Origin of the sequence: Amycolatopsis sp. M39, from assembly GCF_001651785.1 — a bacterium.
GTDB lineage: Bacteria > Actinomycetota > Actinomycetes > Mycobacteriales > Pseudonocardiaceae > Amycolatopsis > Amycolatopsis rubida.
Genome location: NZ_LWSF01000005.1, coordinates 129,465 through 144,854 on the forward strand (window position 1 = coordinate 129,465; position 15,390 = coordinate 144,854).

Genomic DNA, 15,390 nt, shown 5'->3' on the forward strand with positions numbered 1-15,390 from the left:
TCGTGGGCGGCCGGCGGACGTTTGCTGGGGGCATCGCTACGTTCCGGGGTGGCCGCAGCACAGCCTTGCCGGAGTTTCGGGGATGCGAGGGTTCCGGATCGCGGGGTTGGCGAGGGCTGCTCGGACGCGATGGTTGCTTGCTGCGGTGCCAGTGAGAGTTGCCCGTTCCGGATCGCGGTGGTGACGAGAGTTGCTCGGCCGCGATGGGGATGGGCCGCTCTTTCCGCGAGCGTTGCTGTGGTCGGGCAGTCTCGAATGTGCTGGAGCGGGCGGCGGTGAGAGTTGCCGTGGTCGGGCAGTCTCGAATGTGCTGGAGCGAGCGGCGGTGAAAGTCGCCGTGGTGGCGCAACCCCGAACTCCCCCGGAACGAACTGCAGCAGAGCCCGCCCGGACGCGGAAACTCGGTGCCGTCGGAGCCGAAAACAGCCGCGAAGGCCGGGAGCGGAACAGGCCCAAGATGCCCCGGAGCCGCCGGGAGGGCGGTGTGCGCAGCGCTCCCGGCGGCTCCAGGGCGGTCGGGCGGCCGGGACGGTGATCCCAGTGCACGGCACCGGCGTGCGCCGACCTGGTGAGCAAGCCTTCCGGCTGGATCAGGTGCGAACTTAGCCCACGTCCGGGGCCCGCAGGCGGTGTGTTCCCCGATCGTGTCGGCGGAACCACGCTGGTGGGCGGGTATCGATCGGGGAGCCGCCGCCCGGTCCGGAACAGGTCCGGCGTCCGGCCGGGAAGCTGCACCAGCGATCACCGGAGGTGAACCGTCCGGAGCGCCCGGACAAAGAGCCAGCGGTACCGGGCGGGAAGCAACACCCGTCGGCCGCGCGACAATCGGCCCTGCCCGGGAGGATGATCGGGGCATGGCCGGGTTCAGGGCCCGTCACCGGCGGGCGGTTGCGGACGAGGCGCTGGTCCGCACGCTTTTCGAGGAGCACGGGCGGGCGATGCTCGCCTACGCCGCCCGGCTGCTCGGCGACCGCGCGGCGGCGGAGGACGTGGTGCAGGAGGCGCTCGTCCGCGCGTGGCGGAGTCCGGACAGCCTGGTCAACGGGCGTGGGTCGGTGCGCGGGTGGTTGCTCACTGTCGTGCGGAACCTGGTGATCGACCGGGTCCGGGCGAAGGAGGCGCGGCCGCAGGAGGTGGCCGAGTCGCCGTCGGGCGGGCCGGTCGAGCGGGATCATGCCGATCAGGTCGTGGACTCGATGGTGGTGCTCGCCGCGCTCGACGGGCTTTCTCCGGAGCATCGCGAGGTGCTTGAGCAGATGTATCTGCAGGGGCGCAGTGTCGCGGAAGCGGCGGAGCGGCTCGGGATTCCGCCGGGCACGGTCAAGTCCCGCTCGTATTACGGGTTGCGGGCGTTGCGGGAAGAGTTCCGGCGAGCGGAAGGGGTGGCCGGATGAACACCGCCGACGAACACGTCGACCTGGCGGGATACCTGTCCGGTCAGCTCGCGGCAGGCGAGCAGCGCGAGGTCGAGGCGCATCTGGACGGCTGCGAGCGGTGCCGCGCGGAGGCCGCGTCTCTGCGGGAGGTGCAGAGTTTCCTCGGCGAGCTGCCGCCGGAGGCGTTGCTGGAAGGTCCGCCGGTGGGGGCGGACCTGGTGATGCAGCGGACCGTGGACCGGGTTCGCGCGGAGTCGCGCGCGCGGGCTGGACGGGGACGGTCGATGGCGATCCTGGCCGCGGTCGTGGTGGCCGCGGTCGCGTTGGGGGCCGGGGTGATGGTGGGGCGCAGTTCTTCCGGGCCCGCGGTGGCGGTGCCGGCTACGCCGCCGCCGACCAGCGCGGTTCCTGGCACGAAGGTCGTTTCCGGCGCGGATGCCAGCGGGAGGACCCGGCTCACCGCGAACATCGTGCCGCAACCCGGCTGGGTGCGCGTGGACGGCTCGGTGACGGGGATTCCGGCCGGGGAGAAATGCCTGCTCGTCGTCCTCGGCAAGGACGGCCAGCGCCAGGTCGCGGGCGGCTGGATGGTCTCGGAGCGGGCGGCCCGGGACGGTGCGTACCTCTACGGCACGGCGGTCGTCGACCCGGCGCAGGTGGTGGCGGTGGTCGTCGAGAACACCGCCGGGCGCCGGTTCGTCGAGGCGGACGTCAGCTGAACCGCCGGTCGAGCCATGCGCGGGCGGGCTGCCACGGCTGGTCCGCCGGGTCGATCAGGCGGAAGTGGTCGACGCCGGGAAGTTCGACGTAGTCCACGTCGTCGCCGGCCGCCTTCGCCGCGGCCGCGTAGTCGCGGCTGTGCGCCGCCGGGACCCGGACGTCGGCGTCGCCCTGCACGACGAGCTGCGGGCACCCGATCGGGAGGCGCCGGATCGGCGAGGCCGCGGGGTCGTCGCCGGTCAGGAACAGCCCGGCGGCGCCTTCGCCCAGTTCCTCGGCCCGGGCGCGCGGGACGTCGGTGATCGGGGCCAACGCGACGACCCCGGAAAGTCCGCCAGCCAGCAGCGCCAGATGCCCGCCCGCGGAGTGTCCGATCGCGACCGTCGGCAGCGCGGCCGGACGTTCGACGGCGGCGATCGCGGCTCGTACGTCGTCCAGGGTTTGCGGCCAGCCGCCGGTGTCGCCGTCGATGCGGCGGTACTCGACGTTCGCCACGTACCAGCCCGCGCCGACCAGGTCGGTCGCCATCGGGTCGAGCTGGTGCAGGTCATGCCGGGCGCGCCACCATCCGCCGTGCAGCAGGATCGCGGTGCCCCGCCCGCCAGGGTCCCCGTGGAGTTCGACGAACTGGCTGGGCTCGCTGCCGTAGCGGAGGGTCTCCATGCCGGCCATTAGATCACCATCGCGCCAGCCGTTCGTGCACTCTTGCGAGCCCTTCGTGCGCCGCGCGATACGCCTCGTACAGGCCGGTCAGGTCTGTCTCGGGGGTGAAGGTGCGCTCGACGGCGACGGTCGCGGCCGCGCCGGTTTCGACGTCCGGGTACCGGCCTGCGCCGACTGCGCCGAGCAGGGCGGCTCCGAGTGCGGCACTGTCGTGCACGCGGAGGCGTTCGACGGGGAGGGACAGCACGTCGGCGTGGAGTTGGGTCCAGAGGTCGCTGCGTGCGCCGCCGCCGGAGAACGTCACTGACGGAAGGGGTTCGCCGCAGGCTTCCTCGACGGTTTCCAGCACGTGCCGCGCGGAGAACGCGACTCCGGTGAGGACGGCTCGCGACAGGTCCGCGGTGGTGGTGGACGAGGTCAGCCCGAGGAAACTGCCGCGAAGATCCGGATCCCATAGCGGAGCGCGTTCGCCTTGCAGGTGCGGCAGGAATACGACACCGGACGTGCCTTCCGCGGCGGAAGCGAACACGTCCGGCACGGACAGTCCGGACGCTCGGCTCCACCAGCGCACCGCGTCGCCCGCGGCTTGAGTGGGTCCGGCGTGCACGACGAGTTCGCCGCGGGGCGGGAAGGTGACCAGGCCGCGGACCGATTCGTGCCGGTGCGAGGCGGCCGCGACGACCAGCGACGTCCCGCAGGCGACCATCGCGCGGCCCGGTTCTGTTGTGCGGGTACCGAAAACGGTGCCGAACGCGTCCATGGTCCCTACGACGACCGGAGCGTCGCCCAGTACGGCAGCGTGACCGAGGGGTTCCTCGGGCGCGAGCAGTTCCGGCAGCCGGTCGCCGAGTCCGTCCACGAGCGCGACCGCTTCGGGCAGATAGCCGGACGCACCCGCGATGCGCACGCCGGACAGCAGGTCGGTCGCGACGCGTCCGGTGAGCCGCGCGCCGATGAAGTCCTTGGGGCTCAGCATCCATCGCGCACGGGACCACAGCTCCGGATGCTCGCGTGCGAACCACGCTGCTCGGGCCCCGGCGAACGACGCATCGAGCACGATCGGCCCGCCCCAGATGCGTTTTTTGTCGTCGTCAGTGAAGCGTGCGTCGAGTTCCGCGGCGAGCTCCGCGCAACGCTGGTCCTGCCAGATCACCGCCGGGGTGAGCGGCCGCAGGTCTCGGCCGGCGAGGAGATGGGTGTTGACCTGGCTGACGATCCCGGCCGCGCGCACCGCGCCGGCGGGGAGTCCGGAAAGGACCACGTGCAGCGCGGTTTCCGTTGCGTGCCACCAGTCTTCCGGGTCCTGTTCGGCCCAGCCGGGACGCGGCCGCGCGATCGGGCAGGGCACCGAGTGCGCCGCGAGCTCCCGGCCGTCCGGCGCGAACGCCGCGACTTTCACCGCGGTCGTGCCGACATCGATGCCGAGCAGAGCTTCTTCGTCCATGCCACAGGGGTACCAGGAATTCGCTACCGTCGGAGCATGACCTCTGCCGCGGAGAGTTACCTGCGCGAGTACCACGATCGCAAACCGGACGCGATGTCCGTGCTGATCGAGTCCGGCCGGGTGACCGGGGACGGCCGGACGAGTTACGAGGTGCTGGCCGATCGGGTCGCGCCCGCGCGGCGGGTGCTCGATCTCGGTTGCGGCGACGGTGCGCTGCTGGCCGTTTTAGCCCGCCGTGGTGCGGAAAAGCTCGCTGGCGTCGATCTGTCTTCCGGCCAGCTCGACCTTGCCCGGCAACGGCCCGAGCTGGCCGGTGCGGAGCTGCATCACGGACGGGCGCAGGAACTGCCGTTCGAGGACGACAGCTACGACGCGGTCGTGTCGCACATGGCCTTCATGCTCATGGACAATCCGGAGGCGGTCGCTGCCGAGATCGCGCGGGTGCTGGTTGCGCGCGGGGCCTTCGCGGCCGTCGTCGGTGGTCCCGAATCGACTGGTGCGACGCCGGTGTTTCTCGAATTGGCCCGGCCGCTGTTCCGCGAGGTGCCGGAAGAACGGCAGGCCACCTACACCGCCGAGCGGCGCACGTCGAACCGCGAGGGGATTGACGAGGTGCTCGCTCCTGCCGGGTTCGCGCCGGTTTCCTGGGAGCCGTACGAGATCGACCTGACCGGCGAGCCGGAAGAGGTGTGGACGTTGTGCTGTGAATCGTATTACTCGACCGACACCCTCGACGACGCTCAGCTGGCCCGGCTGCGCTCGGCCTTCCTCGCCGAAACCGAGCACCTGCGCACCGCGGACGGACGGCTTCCGGCGGGGCTGTGCGTCGACCTGGCCCAAACCGAACTGCTGAAGTGATGGTTCGCGCTACCGTCTCGGGCATGATGACGCCCGCCGAAGAGTTCCTCCGCGATTTTCACGACCGGAACCCGGCAGCCGCGTCCGAACTGGCCGGGCGGGGCCGGGTCGACGGCCGCTCGGTGTACGAGGCGTTCGCCGACCACGTCGGCCGTTCCGGCAGCGTGCTCGACCTCGGCTGCGGGGACGGCGCGCTGCTGGCGGTGCTCGCCGGTCGCGGTACCGGGAAGCTCGCCGGCATCGACCTTTCCGCCAAGCAACTGGAGCTCGCGCGCGGCCGGGCCGGGCTCGCCGACGCGGACCTTCGGCCAGGCCGTGCGCAGGAGCTGCCGTTCGAGGACGACAGCTACGACACGGTCGTGTCGCACATGGCGCTGATGCTCATGTCCGACGTCGAGAAGGTGATCGCCGAAACCGCCCGCGTGCTGCGGCCCGGCGGCGCCTTCGTGATCGGTGTGGGCGGTGGCGGGACCGACGCCCTTGAGGTGTTCCTGAAGGTCGCCCGTCCGCTTTTCGCGGTGGTGGCCGAGGACCGGCAGGTACCGGTCTCCGGCGATCCGCGCAGCCGTACCCGCGAAGGCCTCGACGCGCTGCTCGGCCCTGCCGGGTTCGCACCGGTCGGATGGCACCAGCTGCTGGTGGACCTCTCCGGTGCGCCGGATTCGGTCTGGCAGGTCTGCCACGACACCTACTACCAGGTCGAAGCCCTGGACGAGACGCAGCTGATGGGGCTGCGGACCGCGTTCAAGGTGGCGTCCCGGTCGCTGGTGGCCCCGGACGGCACGCTCCCGGCCGGGGCGCTCGTCAACGTGGCGACGACACGGCTGACCTGACCGGCGCGCCGAACCACTGCGTGAGCGCGGCCCGAAGCGTTTCGACGTCTGGCTCGGCGTCGGTGGAGGACCAGGCGACGTACCCGTCCGGGCGGATGAGCAGCGCGCTGGGTGCCTCGTCAGTTGCCGCGGCGGACACGGTGGTCACGCGGTCGTCCCATGGCGCGGCCACGTCGGCGAGCACAGCGCCCGGCGTCAGATCCAGCAGCACCGGGCGCGCCGCTTGGTAGGCGGCGGTGAGCGGGCCCGGGTCGGCAAGCGGCAAGTCGGGAGCCCAGCGGCCGCTGTTCGGGTCGGTGCCGTAGTGGATGTCCGCGCCGGACATCAGGTCGGCGATGTGCTGCCGCGTGTCCGGAGAGGCGAGCAGTTCGACGAAGAACTCGCGCAGCGCGGTGACTTCCGGGCCGGGCGCGACGAGTGCGCTCTGTGCCTGGGTGTGCATCACGACGCGCTCGCTCACCGGGCGGCGTTCGGTCTGGTAGCTGTCGAGCAGCCCAGGCGGAGCCCAGCCCCGCACCTCCGCGGCGAGCTTCCACGCGAGGTTCGCCGCGTCCTGGAGACCGAGGTTGAGCCCGGGGCCGCCGAGCGCGGAGTGCACGTGGGCCGCGTCGCCGACCAGCAGCACCCGGCCCCGCCGGTACGTCTCGGCGATCCGGGTGTTGCCGCCGGACAGCCTGCGCAGCAGGAACGGGCCGGGACCGGACGGCGGTTCGAGCGGCAGCTCGACCCCGAGCACCCGCCGCACGCTCCCGCGCAGTTCTTCCATGGTCAGCGGATCGTCCTCGGCGAAATCGGCGGCACCGCTGTGTTCGGTGACCGACAGCACCGGGTTCGCCGGGTCGAACGGCGCGAACACGAACAACCCGGTTTCCATGCGGTGGTGCTGGAACGGCGGGAGGACGCCGGTCGCCAGCTTCAGCCCGCCGGTCACCGGATCGGCGAAGGATCGCGGGAGCCGGACATTCGCGCTGCGGGACACGGTTTCGTCCCAGGTGACGCCGGGGAAATCGATTCCGGCGAGCTTGCGCACCGTGCTGCGTCCGCCGTCCGCGCCGACCAGGTACTCGGCGGCGATCTCGTAGGGCCCGTCCGGTCCCCGCACCTGCGCGGTCACCGAGTTCTCGTCTTGGGTGAAGCCGGTGATTTCGTGGCCGCGGCGGATTTCGGCGCCGAGCGAGGCGGCGTGTCCGGCCAGGATCTGCTCCATCTCGTGCTGCGGCCGCGACACGAGATACATCGGATTTCTGGGCAGGTCGGCGAATTCGATCGGGAAAGCGCCGAAGACGAACCGCGGCGCCGGCGTGGGTTCGCCGGCCCCGGCGAGCTTCTCGAACAGCCCGCGACGGTGCAGCAGCGGCACCACCTGGCCGACGAGACCGTTGGCGCGGCGGAGCCCGTCAGGTTCGGCGAGCCGCTCCAGGACGACGGGGCGGACCCCGGCGAGGCAGAGTTCGGCGGCGAGCATCAGGCCGTTCGGCCCGGCGCCCGCGATGACGATGTCGGACATGGAGATCTCCTTGCGGGATCAGGGAAGCACCTCGGCGAGCGCGTCGAACGCCCGGTGCACGATGGCGGTCAAGTCCGCGGACGGGGCGGTGCGCAGCCACTCCTGGATGACTGCCCGCAGCACGCCGCCCGCGGTGGTGGCGATGAGCTGGACGCGGAGATCGTGGACGTCCGCGCCGAGGCGTTCCGCGATCGCCTCGGCCAGTGCTTCTTCGGCCGCGACATTGGCTTTGAGGAATTCACCCGCCAGTGCGGGTTCGGCGATCATGACCTGGACCCCGGCTGTCCATTGCGGATCGTTCCCGCCGCCGGGGGAGGTGCCGCGGTCGGCGTCGAGCTGCGCTAGCGACGCTTCCCGCAGCGCGGTCCACAGCGGCTCCGACGCCGGGCGCGCGCGGAGGTGATCAGCGATCCCGCGAGCCCGGTCCTGGTGCCGCGCGACGATCGCTTCGGCTTTGCTGGAGAAGTAGTTGTTGACGGTGCGCGGCGAAACACCCGCTTCGCGGGCGATGTCCTCGATTGTCACGTTCGACAGACCGCGCTCGACGGTGAGCCGGACTGCCGCCCAGGAGATGTCGACCCGGGTCTCTTGGCGGCGGCGGTCTCGCAGGCTCGGTCGCTCGGTCATGGGGCCACTGTAGCGCGTTACTTGCGTATCGAGCAAAGTTTGCCTGTCACGCAAGTTTGCGGGCAAGAAGAAGCCCGGGGCACGGATGCCCCGGGCTTCGCTGGCGTCGCGTCAGTCCTTGCTGCTCTTGAACGCGTCCTTCACCTTCTCGGCGGCCTGCTTCAGGTTGCTCTTGCCCTGCTCCGCCTTGCCTTCGGCCTGCCATTGCTCGTTGTCCGTGGCGTTGCCCACGGCTTCCTTGGCGCGACCCTTGAGTTCTTCGGCCTTGTTCTCGGCTTTGTCGTTCACGACGGGTCCTCCCTTTCGTGCCCCTCGCACTTCGGCTACCCGCTCCGCGGCGCGGCAAACTTGTGAAAACGCGGAATCGGCACGCCCCCGGCAGGCGGGCAGCACCTGCGGGCACGGTCGGGTGACTGCCTCCGCACCTGCTGCGGACCGCCAGGGACGGTGCCAGCGAAACCGGATATTTCCCTTTACTGTGGCCGTGTTCTGTCCAGTTTCGAAGGAGTTCCCAGCCATGCGTCTGTCCACACGCAACCAGCTCACCGGCACCGTGTCCGCGGTCCAGCCCGGTGCGGTCATGACCGTGGTCACAGTTCAGCTCGACGGCGGACAGTCCGTCGTCGCGTCGATCACCAAGGACGCCGCCGAGGAACTCGAACTCGAAGTCGGCAAGCCGGTCACCGCGCTGGTGAAGTCGACCGAGGTCATGCTCGGCGTCGAGTGAGCTAAGGCAGCACCCGGCACAACGCGGCCAGCGCGCCCGCCCACGCGCTGGCCGACGGGGTGCTGTAGCCGATCACCAGCGCGTCGCGGTCCGCGGGCGCGTCGGGGTGGCGGAACGCGCCGAGCCCGTGCATGGCCAGCCCCTGCCATGCGGACCCCTGCACCACCGCGTCCTCCTCGCCGGACGGGACGTTCAGCAGTACCTGCAAACCGGCGGACAGCCCGGTCACCCGGGTGTTTGGCGCCTGCTCGGCCAGCGTCGCGACGAGCTGGTCGCGTCGGCGGCGGTAGTGCAGCCGCATCGCCCGGATGTGCCGGTCGTAGCTGCCCGAAGTGATGAATTCGGCCATGGCGAGCTGGTCGAGCACGCCGGAGAACGGGTCGCGTTCGCCCTTGATCTCGGCGGCGGCGCTGGCGATCCGCGGCGGCAGCGCCATCCAGCCCAGCCGCAGCCCCGGTGCGAGCGCTTTGCTTGTGGTGCCCAGGTAAATCACGTGCTCCGGATCGAGTCCCTGCATCGCGCCGACCGGGCCGCGGTCGTAGCGGAACTCGCCGTCGTAGTCGTCCTCCAGCACCAGGCCGCCAGTCCGGCGCGCCCAGTCCACCACTGCGGCGCGGCGGTCCGGATGCAGGGCGACGCCAGTGGGGAACTGGTGCGACGGCGTCAGCAGAACCGCGCCGACGCCGGGCAGGTCGTTGAGGCGTTCGACCATCGCACCGTCGGCGTCCACCGGCAACTGCGGAGTGTCGAGGCCGACCTTGGCGAGATGCGCGCGATGTACCTGCAGGCCGTACGACTCTACGGCGACCGCTTGAGTTTCACGTTGCTTCAGCACTTCGGCGAGCACGATGAGACTGTGCGACGTACCTGTGCAGATCATGATCTGGTCCGGGTGCGCGCGTACGCCACGCGTACGGGCGAGGTACGCGGCTACGGCTTCGCGTAGCTCTGGACGGCCATACGGACCGCCGTAGCCGAATGCGTCGTCTGGCGCGTCGGCCAGTGCGCGGCGCGCGGCTTTAAGCCAGTCTGCGCGGGGAAACGCGGACAGGTCGGGTTGGCCGGGGCGTAGATCGTGCTCGATGCGGTGTCGCGACGCGGGCTTCGGCACAGTCGGTGCGGGCGCGATCTCGGCGCGCGGGGCAACCCGGGTTGCGGCGCCTTGCCGAGCGGTGAGCCAGCCTTCGGCGACGAGTTCCGCATACGCTTGCGCCACGGTGTTCCGGGCGATGCCGAGATCCGTGCCGAGCGTGCGGCTGGACGGCAGTTTCGCTCCTGGGGCCAGTCGTCCGGTGCGGATGGCGTCGCGCAGGGCCTCCATCAGACCGTCGCGCAGGCGAGGCCCGCGCAGGTCGAGATGGAGGTCTTCACTCAGCGAACTGGCCCACTCCGCACGCACGGAAATGGACCATAACAGAGTGCCAATCGCTCGTAGGGTCGAAGCTATGACGACTACAGAACGACTTCCGGTGCCACCGCCCCGCCTCAAGATGGCGGAACTGGCGCCCGAGGCCTACAAGGCGATGATCCGGCTCGACGCCGCGACCCGCCACGGCCTCGACCCGGCGTTGCGGCAGCTGGTGCTGATCCGAGCCTCGCAGATCAACCACTGCGCCTTCTGCATCGACATGCACTCGAAGGACGCGTTGGCCGCCGGCGAAACGAGCGAGCGCGTCATCCAGCTCTCCGCCTGGCAGGAGTCGAAGCACTTCTACACGGCGAAGGAGGTCGCCGCGCTGGAGCTGACCGAAGCGGTCACCGTGCTCACCGACGGCTTCGTGCCCGATGACGTCTTCGCCCGCGCCGCCGAGCATTTCGAAGAGGCCGAGCTGGCTCAGCTGATCGCGACGATCACGGTGATCAACGCGTGGAACCGGTTCGCGGTCACGACGCGGATGGTGCCCGGTGAATACGTTCCGGGGAAGCACTGACCTGGTGGTCTGGACCACTAGGTGAGCAGGATCGCGGGTCGGGCATGCCGCCGGTTTGACCGCGGAACAGAAAAGGGCATCCGAGGACTCGGGTGCCCTTTTCCGGGACTGGTTGCTTAACCGATCCAGCAAGATTACGGAGTGTGCTTGCCGTGCCTGGTGCGACCGTGTTCGGCTAAGTAAGCAGATGCTTAGAAGCAAGGTGAGCAGTGTTCTGGTGTCTTCTTGACGACTTGTGACGGCGACTACTGACGGTGATTTTGACCCGCGCGGGTGAGGTCGATTCCGGATGCCGCAATTAGCGTGGTCGGCGCGATCCAGGGACTGTTTCCCGGATCGCGTCCGCTCTCGCTGAAATGGAGTTCCGTGATGACCCGGGGTGACGCACCGGTGGTCTGGCTGATTGCCGGGACCCGGCCGGAGGCCATCAAAATGGCGCCGGTCGTGCAGGAGATGCGCCGGTCCGGACGGCTGGACCCGGTGCTCGTCGCGACCGGGCAGCATCCCGAACTGGTCGATCAGGTGCTCGCCGCGTTCTCGCTGACCCCGGACCTGCGGCTCACCCTGAACCGGGTCGAGGGCGGTCAGCCCGAGTTGTTCTCGCAGCTGGTGACCGGTCTCGACGCGCTCGCCGCGCAGCGCCCGCCCGCGGCGGTGCTCGTGCAGGGCGACACGACGTCCACAGTGGCCGGTGCGCTGGTCGCGTTCTGGCGCAAGATTCCTGTGGTGCACCTGGAAGCCGGGCTGCGCTCGTTCGATCTGCGGTCGCCGTTCCCGGAGGAGCTGAACCGGCGGCTGGTCACGCAGACCGCGAGCCTGCACCTGGCCCCGACCCCGGCGGCCGCGCGGAACCTGCGTACCGAGAGCATTGACGACAGCGTTCTCCTGGTCACGGGAAACACTGTGGTGGACGCGATTTCCCGGGTCACGGATCGGGGAGTGTCCTTTGCCGACAGTGCGGTTTCCGAGGTGGTCGAGTCGGCGACGCGGGGCGAGTGCCGGTTGGTTCTGGTGACTGCGCATCGCCGGGAGTCGTGGGGCGATCCGCTGACGCGCATTCTGTCCGCTGTGGACACTCTGCTGGCGCGGCATCCGGACGTTCGCGTGTTGCTGCCGGTACATCCGAACCCGGCTGTGCAAGAGGCAGTGCTTAAGACGCTGGCTGGTCACCCGCGCGTGGTGCTTACCCCGGCGTTGCCGTATGAACAGACCGCGGCGGCGATCGCGGCGAGTTCGCTCGTGCTGTCGGATTCCGGTGGTATTCAAGAGGAAGCGCCGACATTCAAGGTGCCGGTGCTGGTGCTGCGGGACACGACGGAACGGATGGAAGCAGTCAACGCCGGTTGTGCGATGCTCGTCGGCACGGATGCCGAGCTGATCGTGGACACCGCGTCGAGGCTGTTGGCCGATCCGGCGCAGCGGGCGGCGATGAGCACGCGCGCCAATCCGTTCGGCGACGGCCGGGCCGCGGAGCGCACTGAGCAGGCGGTGGCCTGGCTGCTCGGCCTGACCGCTGAAGCGCCGGAACCGTTCGTCCCGGAGCAGGCTGAGGTCGTGCAGTGAGCCAACGGTTCCCGGCGTGGTTACGGCTCGGGATCATGGTCGTCGCGGTGGTGAGCTTGGTGGGCGGGATCGTCGTGGTGGTCTCGGACGACGGTTCCGGTTCGGAAGCGGCCTCGCCGATCGACCCGGTTCTGCGGCAGCCGAAAATCGGCCTGGCCGGTCCCGGCGGGCGCGCCGACCGGCGCACGTTGGTGCTCTTCGACGACGGGCGGCGGTTGCGGCCGAGTCCGCCCGCGACGCAGGTCGCCGAGGAGGCGCAGGCCAACGCGATTCAGACGGCGAACCTGGTTTCCCGTTCTACTGCTTGGCGAATGTTGCCTGCGGCTGACTACCGCCGCGGCGAGCTGAACGAGTACCAGGCGGTCGTCTACGTCGGCACGGTCTACGACGCGCAGCTCCCGCCCGCGTTGCTGGACGACCTGAGCCGGACCCGGCTGCCGGTGGTGTGGATGGGCAGCAACATCTGGCAGTTGTTCGAGCACGCGCCCGCACTTGCCGAAAAGTGGGGTTGGACGTGGGCTCCGTTCCGGGAGGACAAAGTCACGACGGTGTCCTATCGGGACACTGACCTGCGGCGTGACCCCAATGCCGGCGTCGATGTCGTGGGAGTGCGGGTGACCTCGCCAAAGGCGAACGTGCTGGCGCGGGCGAAGTCTGCGGAGAGAGTGGTGTCGCCGTGGGCGGTCCACAGTGGATCCTTCACCTATCTCGCCGAAGTGCCGTATTCGTACGTCAGCGCGGGCGATCGTTATCTGGCGGCTGCGGACATCCTCCTTGGCGTGCTCGCGCCGGAGGCTCCGGCACGTCGACGTGCGCTCGTGCGGATCGAGGACATCGGTCCGCGTACGCCGCCTGCCGAAGTCCGGGCGATCACCGACTACCTCAGCGGGCGCGGTGTGCCGTTCTCGTTGGCGGTGTACCCGTACTACGCGGATCCGCGTGGTGCGGCGAATGGCGGTAAGCCGACGTTCACGCGTCTGGTGGACAGTCCGGAACTCGTTGCGGCACTGCGTGATGCGCTCGCGCGGGGCGGAACCTTGGTGATGCACGGCTACAGTCACCAGTACGACGAGACGGACAACCCGTACTCAGGGACCAGCGCCGCGGACTACGAGTTCTATCGTGCGACGGTCGACCACCGGGACAACGTGCGCCTCAGCGGACCGGTCCCGGAGGATTCGCCGGAGTGGTTCCGCGGTCGCGTCGGGACCGGGCTCGCCGAGTTCGACCGGGTCGGGCTGCCGCGGCCGGACGCGTTCGAGTTCCCGCATTACGGCGGGTCCGCTGTGGACTATCAGGAGGCGGGCCGGGTCTTCCCGATGCGGTACGACCGGGGCAGTTACTACGCCGGTCAGTGTGACGGCGGCCAATGTGGACGGACCGACGTGTCCTATCGCGAGGTGTACGGCCAGTTCTTCCCGTATCCGGTCCGCGACGTATACGGGACTGTCGTGGTGCCGGAGAACGTCGGGAACGTGGCTCCGGCCAAGTTCAACCAGCATGCCGCCCGCACCGCCGACGACATCCTGGCCGACGCGAAAACCCATCGCGTGGTGACCGACAGCGTCGTCGGTTTTTACTATCACCCGTTTCTCGGCATCGGCGACCTTCGGAAGGTGGTCGAAGGGATCGAGGGGCTCGGCTATCGCTTCGTGTCCCCGGCCGCTGCCGCTGCTTGAGTTTCTTCTGGAAGGAAAATAAATGTCTGTCACCCGGGTCGCTCCCGCGGTCGTGTCCGCCGCCGCGATCGGTTTCGTGCCGTTCCACGGGGTGCTGTGGGTGGTCCTGTCAGTGGCCGGATTCGTCGCGATGGCGTTCACGGTCCGTTCGGTCCGGCTGCATGCCAGCAGTTCCCGGGGGCGGCACGCGGCATGACGCAGCCGTGGTGGTTCGTGCTGTTGCTGTGCTGGTGGCCGGTCCACAACCTGGTACTGGCGGCTTTCGCTTGGCGCGCGCCCCGGCCCGCGACTGAACGTGCTTCGCGTCCGTTGTTGTTCTGGATTGTCATTCCGGCGCTGAACGAAGAACGCGTTATCGCCAACACAGTGCGGAACGCGTTGCGCCTGGGCAGTCCGGAAACTCCGGTGCGAGTGCTGGTGATCGATGACGGATCTGATGACGCCACGCCGGAGATTGTCGCGGGCATCGCTGATGATCGGCTGCATGTGCTGCGGCGTGACCTGCCCCAGGCGCGACAGGGAAAGGGCGAGGCGCTCAACGCGGGTTACCGCTACGTCGACGCTATCGCTGAGCGGGAGGGCACTGGTTCCCAGACGGTCGTGGGCATCATCGACGGTGACGGGCGCGGTAGCACCGGATTGCTCACGGAGGTGGCGGCGATGCTGCGCAGCCGCGGCGTCGGTGCGGTGCAGTGCCGGGTGCGGATCCACAATAGACACCGGTTGCTGGCGTTGTTGCAGGACTTGGAGTTCGGCGCGATCGCGGACGCTGCGCAGTCGTTGCGGGACGTGCTCGGCAGCGTCGGGATGGGCGGCAACGGGCAGTTCACGCGACTGTCGGTGTTGCGGAAGTTCGGGCCGTCGCCGTGGAGCGACTGCCTGGTCGAGGATCTTGAACTGGGCCTGCGGTTGCATCTGGCCGGGGTGCGGATCCGGTACACGCAACGGGCTTGGGTGACTCAGCAGGGACTGGAGGACGCGCGCCGCCTGCTGCGGCAGCGGACCCGGTGGGCACAGGGAAACCTCCAGTGCTCACGGCATTTGCGCAGTCTCGCGACCTCTCGATTCATTGCCGGGACCGGCTTGTTCGACTTCCTGGTCTACTTGGTCGTGCCGTGGCTGACTGTTCCGCTGTCGTTGATCGCCGCGGCGCTGCTGGTGATTGTGCCGGCGGCATTGCTGACCGGGAACACACTCGGCGGTCTGGTCGCCGAGACCGGAAACCTGACACAGGCAGTGGCATGGTGGCTGGCCGCGTTGCTGCTGCCCGGTATCATGTGGGCGATCGTCTACTTTGCCCGGTTGCGCGCCGAACCCCCGCACCGGGCGTTGCTGGCCGGATTGTGTTACCCGGCGTTCCTGTTGCTCGGCGTGCTGGCGACGTGGCGGGCGGTGTTCCGGATCGTCTTGAAGCGGAACGTGTGGGCGAAAACGGAAAGGCTGGCAGAGCTGCCAGCCTGAC

At 69.5% G+C, this 15,390-nt stretch carries 16 protein-coding genes; 10 read left to right on the forward strand and 6 right to left on the reverse strand.

Going from position 1 to position 15,390, the window contains the following annotated elements; all coding sequences use genetic code 11:
• The first annotated feature begins 854 nt into the window (after nt 1-854).
• The gene (locus A4R44_RS15200) at nt 855-1,394 is read left to right on the forward strand and encodes a sigma-70 family RNA polymerase sigma factor (protein ID WP_067580464.1); all 540 of its coding nucleotides are present in this window, start codon (nt 855-857) and stop codon (nt 1,392-1,394) included.
• Complete coding sequence (locus tag A4R44_RS15205; protein WP_067580466.1) at nt 1,391-2,095, forward strand: anti-sigma factor; 705 nt, start codon at nt 1,391-1,393, stop codon at nt 2,093-2,095. The genes A4R44_RS15200 and A4R44_RS15205 overlap by 4 nt, the downstream gene beginning before the upstream one ends.
• On the opposite strand, the gene A4R44_RS15210 is transcribed toward A4R44_RS15205, so the two are convergent.
• Both A4R44_RS15210 and A4R44_RS15215 read right to left on the reverse strand, forming a co-directional pair.
• Nucleotides 2,088-2,759 carry a S9 family peptidase gene (locus tag A4R44_RS15210; protein ID WP_232791611.1) on the reverse strand — a complete coding sequence of 224 codons (672 nt, stop codon included), beginning with the start codon at nt 2,757-2,759 and terminating at the stop codon, nt 2,088-2,090. The genes A4R44_RS15205 and A4R44_RS15210 overlap by 8 nt on opposite strands.
• Before the next feature lie 13 nt (nt 2,760-2,772).
• Nucleotides 2,773-4,203, reverse strand: coding sequence for an FGGY-family carbohydrate kinase (locus A4R44_RS15215; RefSeq protein ID WP_067580472.1), 1,431 nt, complete (start codon nt 4,201-4,203; stop codon nt 2,773-2,775).
• Nucleotides 4,204-4,239: 36 nt separating this feature from the next.
• On the opposite strand from A4R44_RS15215, the gene A4R44_RS15220 reads away from it, so the two are divergent.
• Together A4R44_RS15220 and A4R44_RS15225 are read left to right on the forward strand one after the other, a co-directional pair.
• Entirely contained in the window at nt 4,240-5,061 is an 822-nt protein-coding gene (locus tag A4R44_RS15220; RefSeq protein WP_067580474.1) for a class I SAM-dependent methyltransferase, read from the forward strand.
• A 23-nt stretch (nt 5,062-5,084) separates the two neighbouring features.
• Nucleotides 5,085-5,894: a class I SAM-dependent methyltransferase gene (locus tag A4R44_RS15225; RefSeq protein WP_067581224.1), complete on the forward strand. Its 810-nt coding sequence runs from the start codon at nt 5,085-5,087 to the stop codon at nt 5,892-5,894.
• Here the strand turns inward: A4R44_RS15225 and A4R44_RS15230 are convergent.
• From A4R44_RS15230 to A4R44_RS15240, 3 genes are all read right to left on the reverse strand, one after another.
• A complete protein-coding gene (locus A4R44_RS15230; protein ID WP_067580476.1) occupies nt 5,866-7,401 on the reverse strand; it encodes an FAD-dependent monooxygenase in 1,536 nt (511 codons plus the stop codon). The genes A4R44_RS15225 and A4R44_RS15230 overlap by 29 nt on opposite strands.
• 18 nt (nt 7,402-7,419) lie before the next feature.
• Complete coding sequence (locus A4R44_RS15235; protein WP_067580478.1) at nt 7,420-8,028, reverse strand: TetR family transcriptional regulator; 609 nt, start codon at nt 8,026-8,028, stop codon at nt 7,420-7,422.
• Between the two features lie 111 nt (nt 8,029-8,139).
• Nucleotides 8,140-8,316, reverse strand: a complete 177-nt coding sequence (locus A4R44_RS15240) for a CsbD family protein (RefSeq protein ID WP_067580480.1) — start codon at nt 8,314-8,316, stop codon at nt 8,140-8,142.
• Nucleotides 8,317-8,545: 229 nt separating this feature from the next.
• On the opposite strand from A4R44_RS15240, the gene A4R44_RS15245 reads away from it, so the two are divergent.
• Nucleotides 8,546-8,755 (forward strand): molybdopterin-binding protein, encoded by a 210-nt coding sequence (locus tag A4R44_RS15245; RefSeq protein WP_067580482.1) that lies wholly within the window; start codon nt 8,546-8,548, stop codon nt 8,753-8,755.
• Between the two features lies 1 nt (nt 8,756).
• Here the strand turns inward: A4R44_RS15245 and A4R44_RS15250 are convergent, their stop codons facing one another.
• Nucleotides 8,757-10,154 (reverse strand): PLP-dependent aminotransferase family protein, encoded by a 1,398-nt coding sequence (locus A4R44_RS15250; protein ID WP_067580484.1) that lies wholly within the window; start codon nt 10,152-10,154, stop codon nt 8,757-8,759.
• Between the two features lie 46 nt (nt 10,155-10,200).
• Here A4R44_RS15250 and A4R44_RS15255 point away from each other — a divergent pair, with 46 nt between their 5' ends.
• From A4R44_RS15255 to A4R44_RS15270, 5 genes are all read left to right on the forward strand, one after another.
• Nucleotides 10,201-10,686 (forward strand): carboxymuconolactone decarboxylase family protein, encoded by a 486-nt coding sequence (locus tag A4R44_RS15255; RefSeq protein ID WP_067580485.1) that lies wholly within the window; start codon nt 10,201-10,203, stop codon nt 10,684-10,686.
• Between the two features lie 369 nt (nt 10,687-11,055).
• Nucleotides 11,056-12,249, forward strand: coding sequence for a non-hydrolyzing UDP-N-acetylglucosamine 2-epimerase (gene wecB / locus A4R44_RS15260; RefSeq protein WP_067581226.1), 1,194 nt, complete (start codon nt 11,056-11,058; stop codon nt 12,247-12,249).
• The gene (locus A4R44_RS15265) at nt 12,246-13,928 is read left to right on the forward strand and encodes a DUF2334 domain-containing protein (RefSeq protein WP_232791612.1); all 1,683 of its coding nucleotides are present in this window, start codon (nt 12,246-12,248) and stop codon (nt 13,926-13,928) included. Before wecB ends, A4R44_RS15265 begins: the two co-directional genes overlap by 4 nt.
• Nucleotides 13,929-13,950: 22 nt before the next feature.
• Entirely contained in the window at nt 13,951-14,124 is a 174-nt protein-coding gene (locus A4R44_RS47915) for a hypothetical protein (protein WP_157904878.1), read from the forward strand.
• On the forward strand, nt 14,121-15,389 hold the full coding sequence (locus A4R44_RS15270) for a glycosyltransferase family 2 protein (RefSeq protein WP_067580487.1): 1,269 nt from the start codon (nt 14,121-14,123) through the stop codon (nt 15,387-15,389). Before A4R44_RS47915 ends, A4R44_RS15270 begins: the two co-directional genes overlap by 4 nt.
• The last annotated feature ends 1 nt before the right edge of the window (nt 15,390 follow it).

Bases quoted from the DNA above. Each gene is read 5' to 3' on its own strand.
- A4R44_RS15245 (WP_067580482.1), top strand. From the start codon at position 8,546: ATGCGTCTGTCCACACGCAACCAGCTCACCGGCACCGTGTCCGCGGTC.
- A4R44_RS47915 (WP_157904878.1), top strand. From the start codon at position 13,951: ATGTCTGTCACCCGGGTCGCTCCCGCGGTCGTGTCCGCCGCCGCGATC.
- A4R44_RS15205 (WP_067580466.1), top strand. From the start codon at position 1,391: ATGAACACCGCCGACGAACACGTCGACCTGGCGGGATACCTGTCCGGT.
- A4R44_RS15270 (WP_067580487.1), top strand. From the start codon at position 14,121: ATGACGCAGCCGTGGTGGTTCGTGCTGTTGCTGTGCTGGTGGCCGGTC.
- A4R44_RS15230 (WP_067580476.1), bottom strand. From the start codon at position 7,401: ATGTCCGACATCGTCATCGCGGGCGCCGGGCCGAACGGCCTGATGCTC.
- A4R44_RS15235 (WP_067580478.1), bottom strand. From the start codon at position 8,028: ATGACCGAGCGACCGAGCCTGCGAGACCGCCGCCGCCAAGAGACCCGG.
- A4R44_RS15200 (WP_067580464.1), top strand. From the start codon at position 855: ATGGCCGGGTTCAGGGCCCGTCACCGGCGGGCGGTTGCGGACGAGGCG.
- A4R44_RS15210 (WP_232791611.1), bottom strand. From the start codon at position 2,759: ATGGAGACCCTCCGCTACGGCAGCGAGCCCAGCCAGTTCGTCGAACTC.
- A4R44_RS15255 (WP_067580485.1), top strand. From the start codon at position 10,201: ATGACGACTACAGAACGACTTCCGGTGCCACCGCCCCGCCTCAAGATG.
- A4R44_RS15215 (WP_067580472.1), bottom strand. From the start codon at position 4,203: ATGGACGAAGAAGCTCTGCTCGGCATCGATGTCGGCACGACCGCGGTG.
- wecB (WP_067581226.1), top strand. From the start codon at position 11,056: ATGACCCGGGGTGACGCACCGGTGGTCTGGCTGATTGCCGGGACCCGG.
- A4R44_RS15220 (WP_067580474.1), top strand. From the start codon at position 4,240: ATGACCTCTGCCGCGGAGAGTTACCTGCGCGAGTACCACGATCGCAAA.
- A4R44_RS15225 (WP_067581224.1), top strand. From the start codon at position 5,085: ATGATGACGCCCGCCGAAGAGTTCCTCCGCGATTTTCACGACCGGAAC.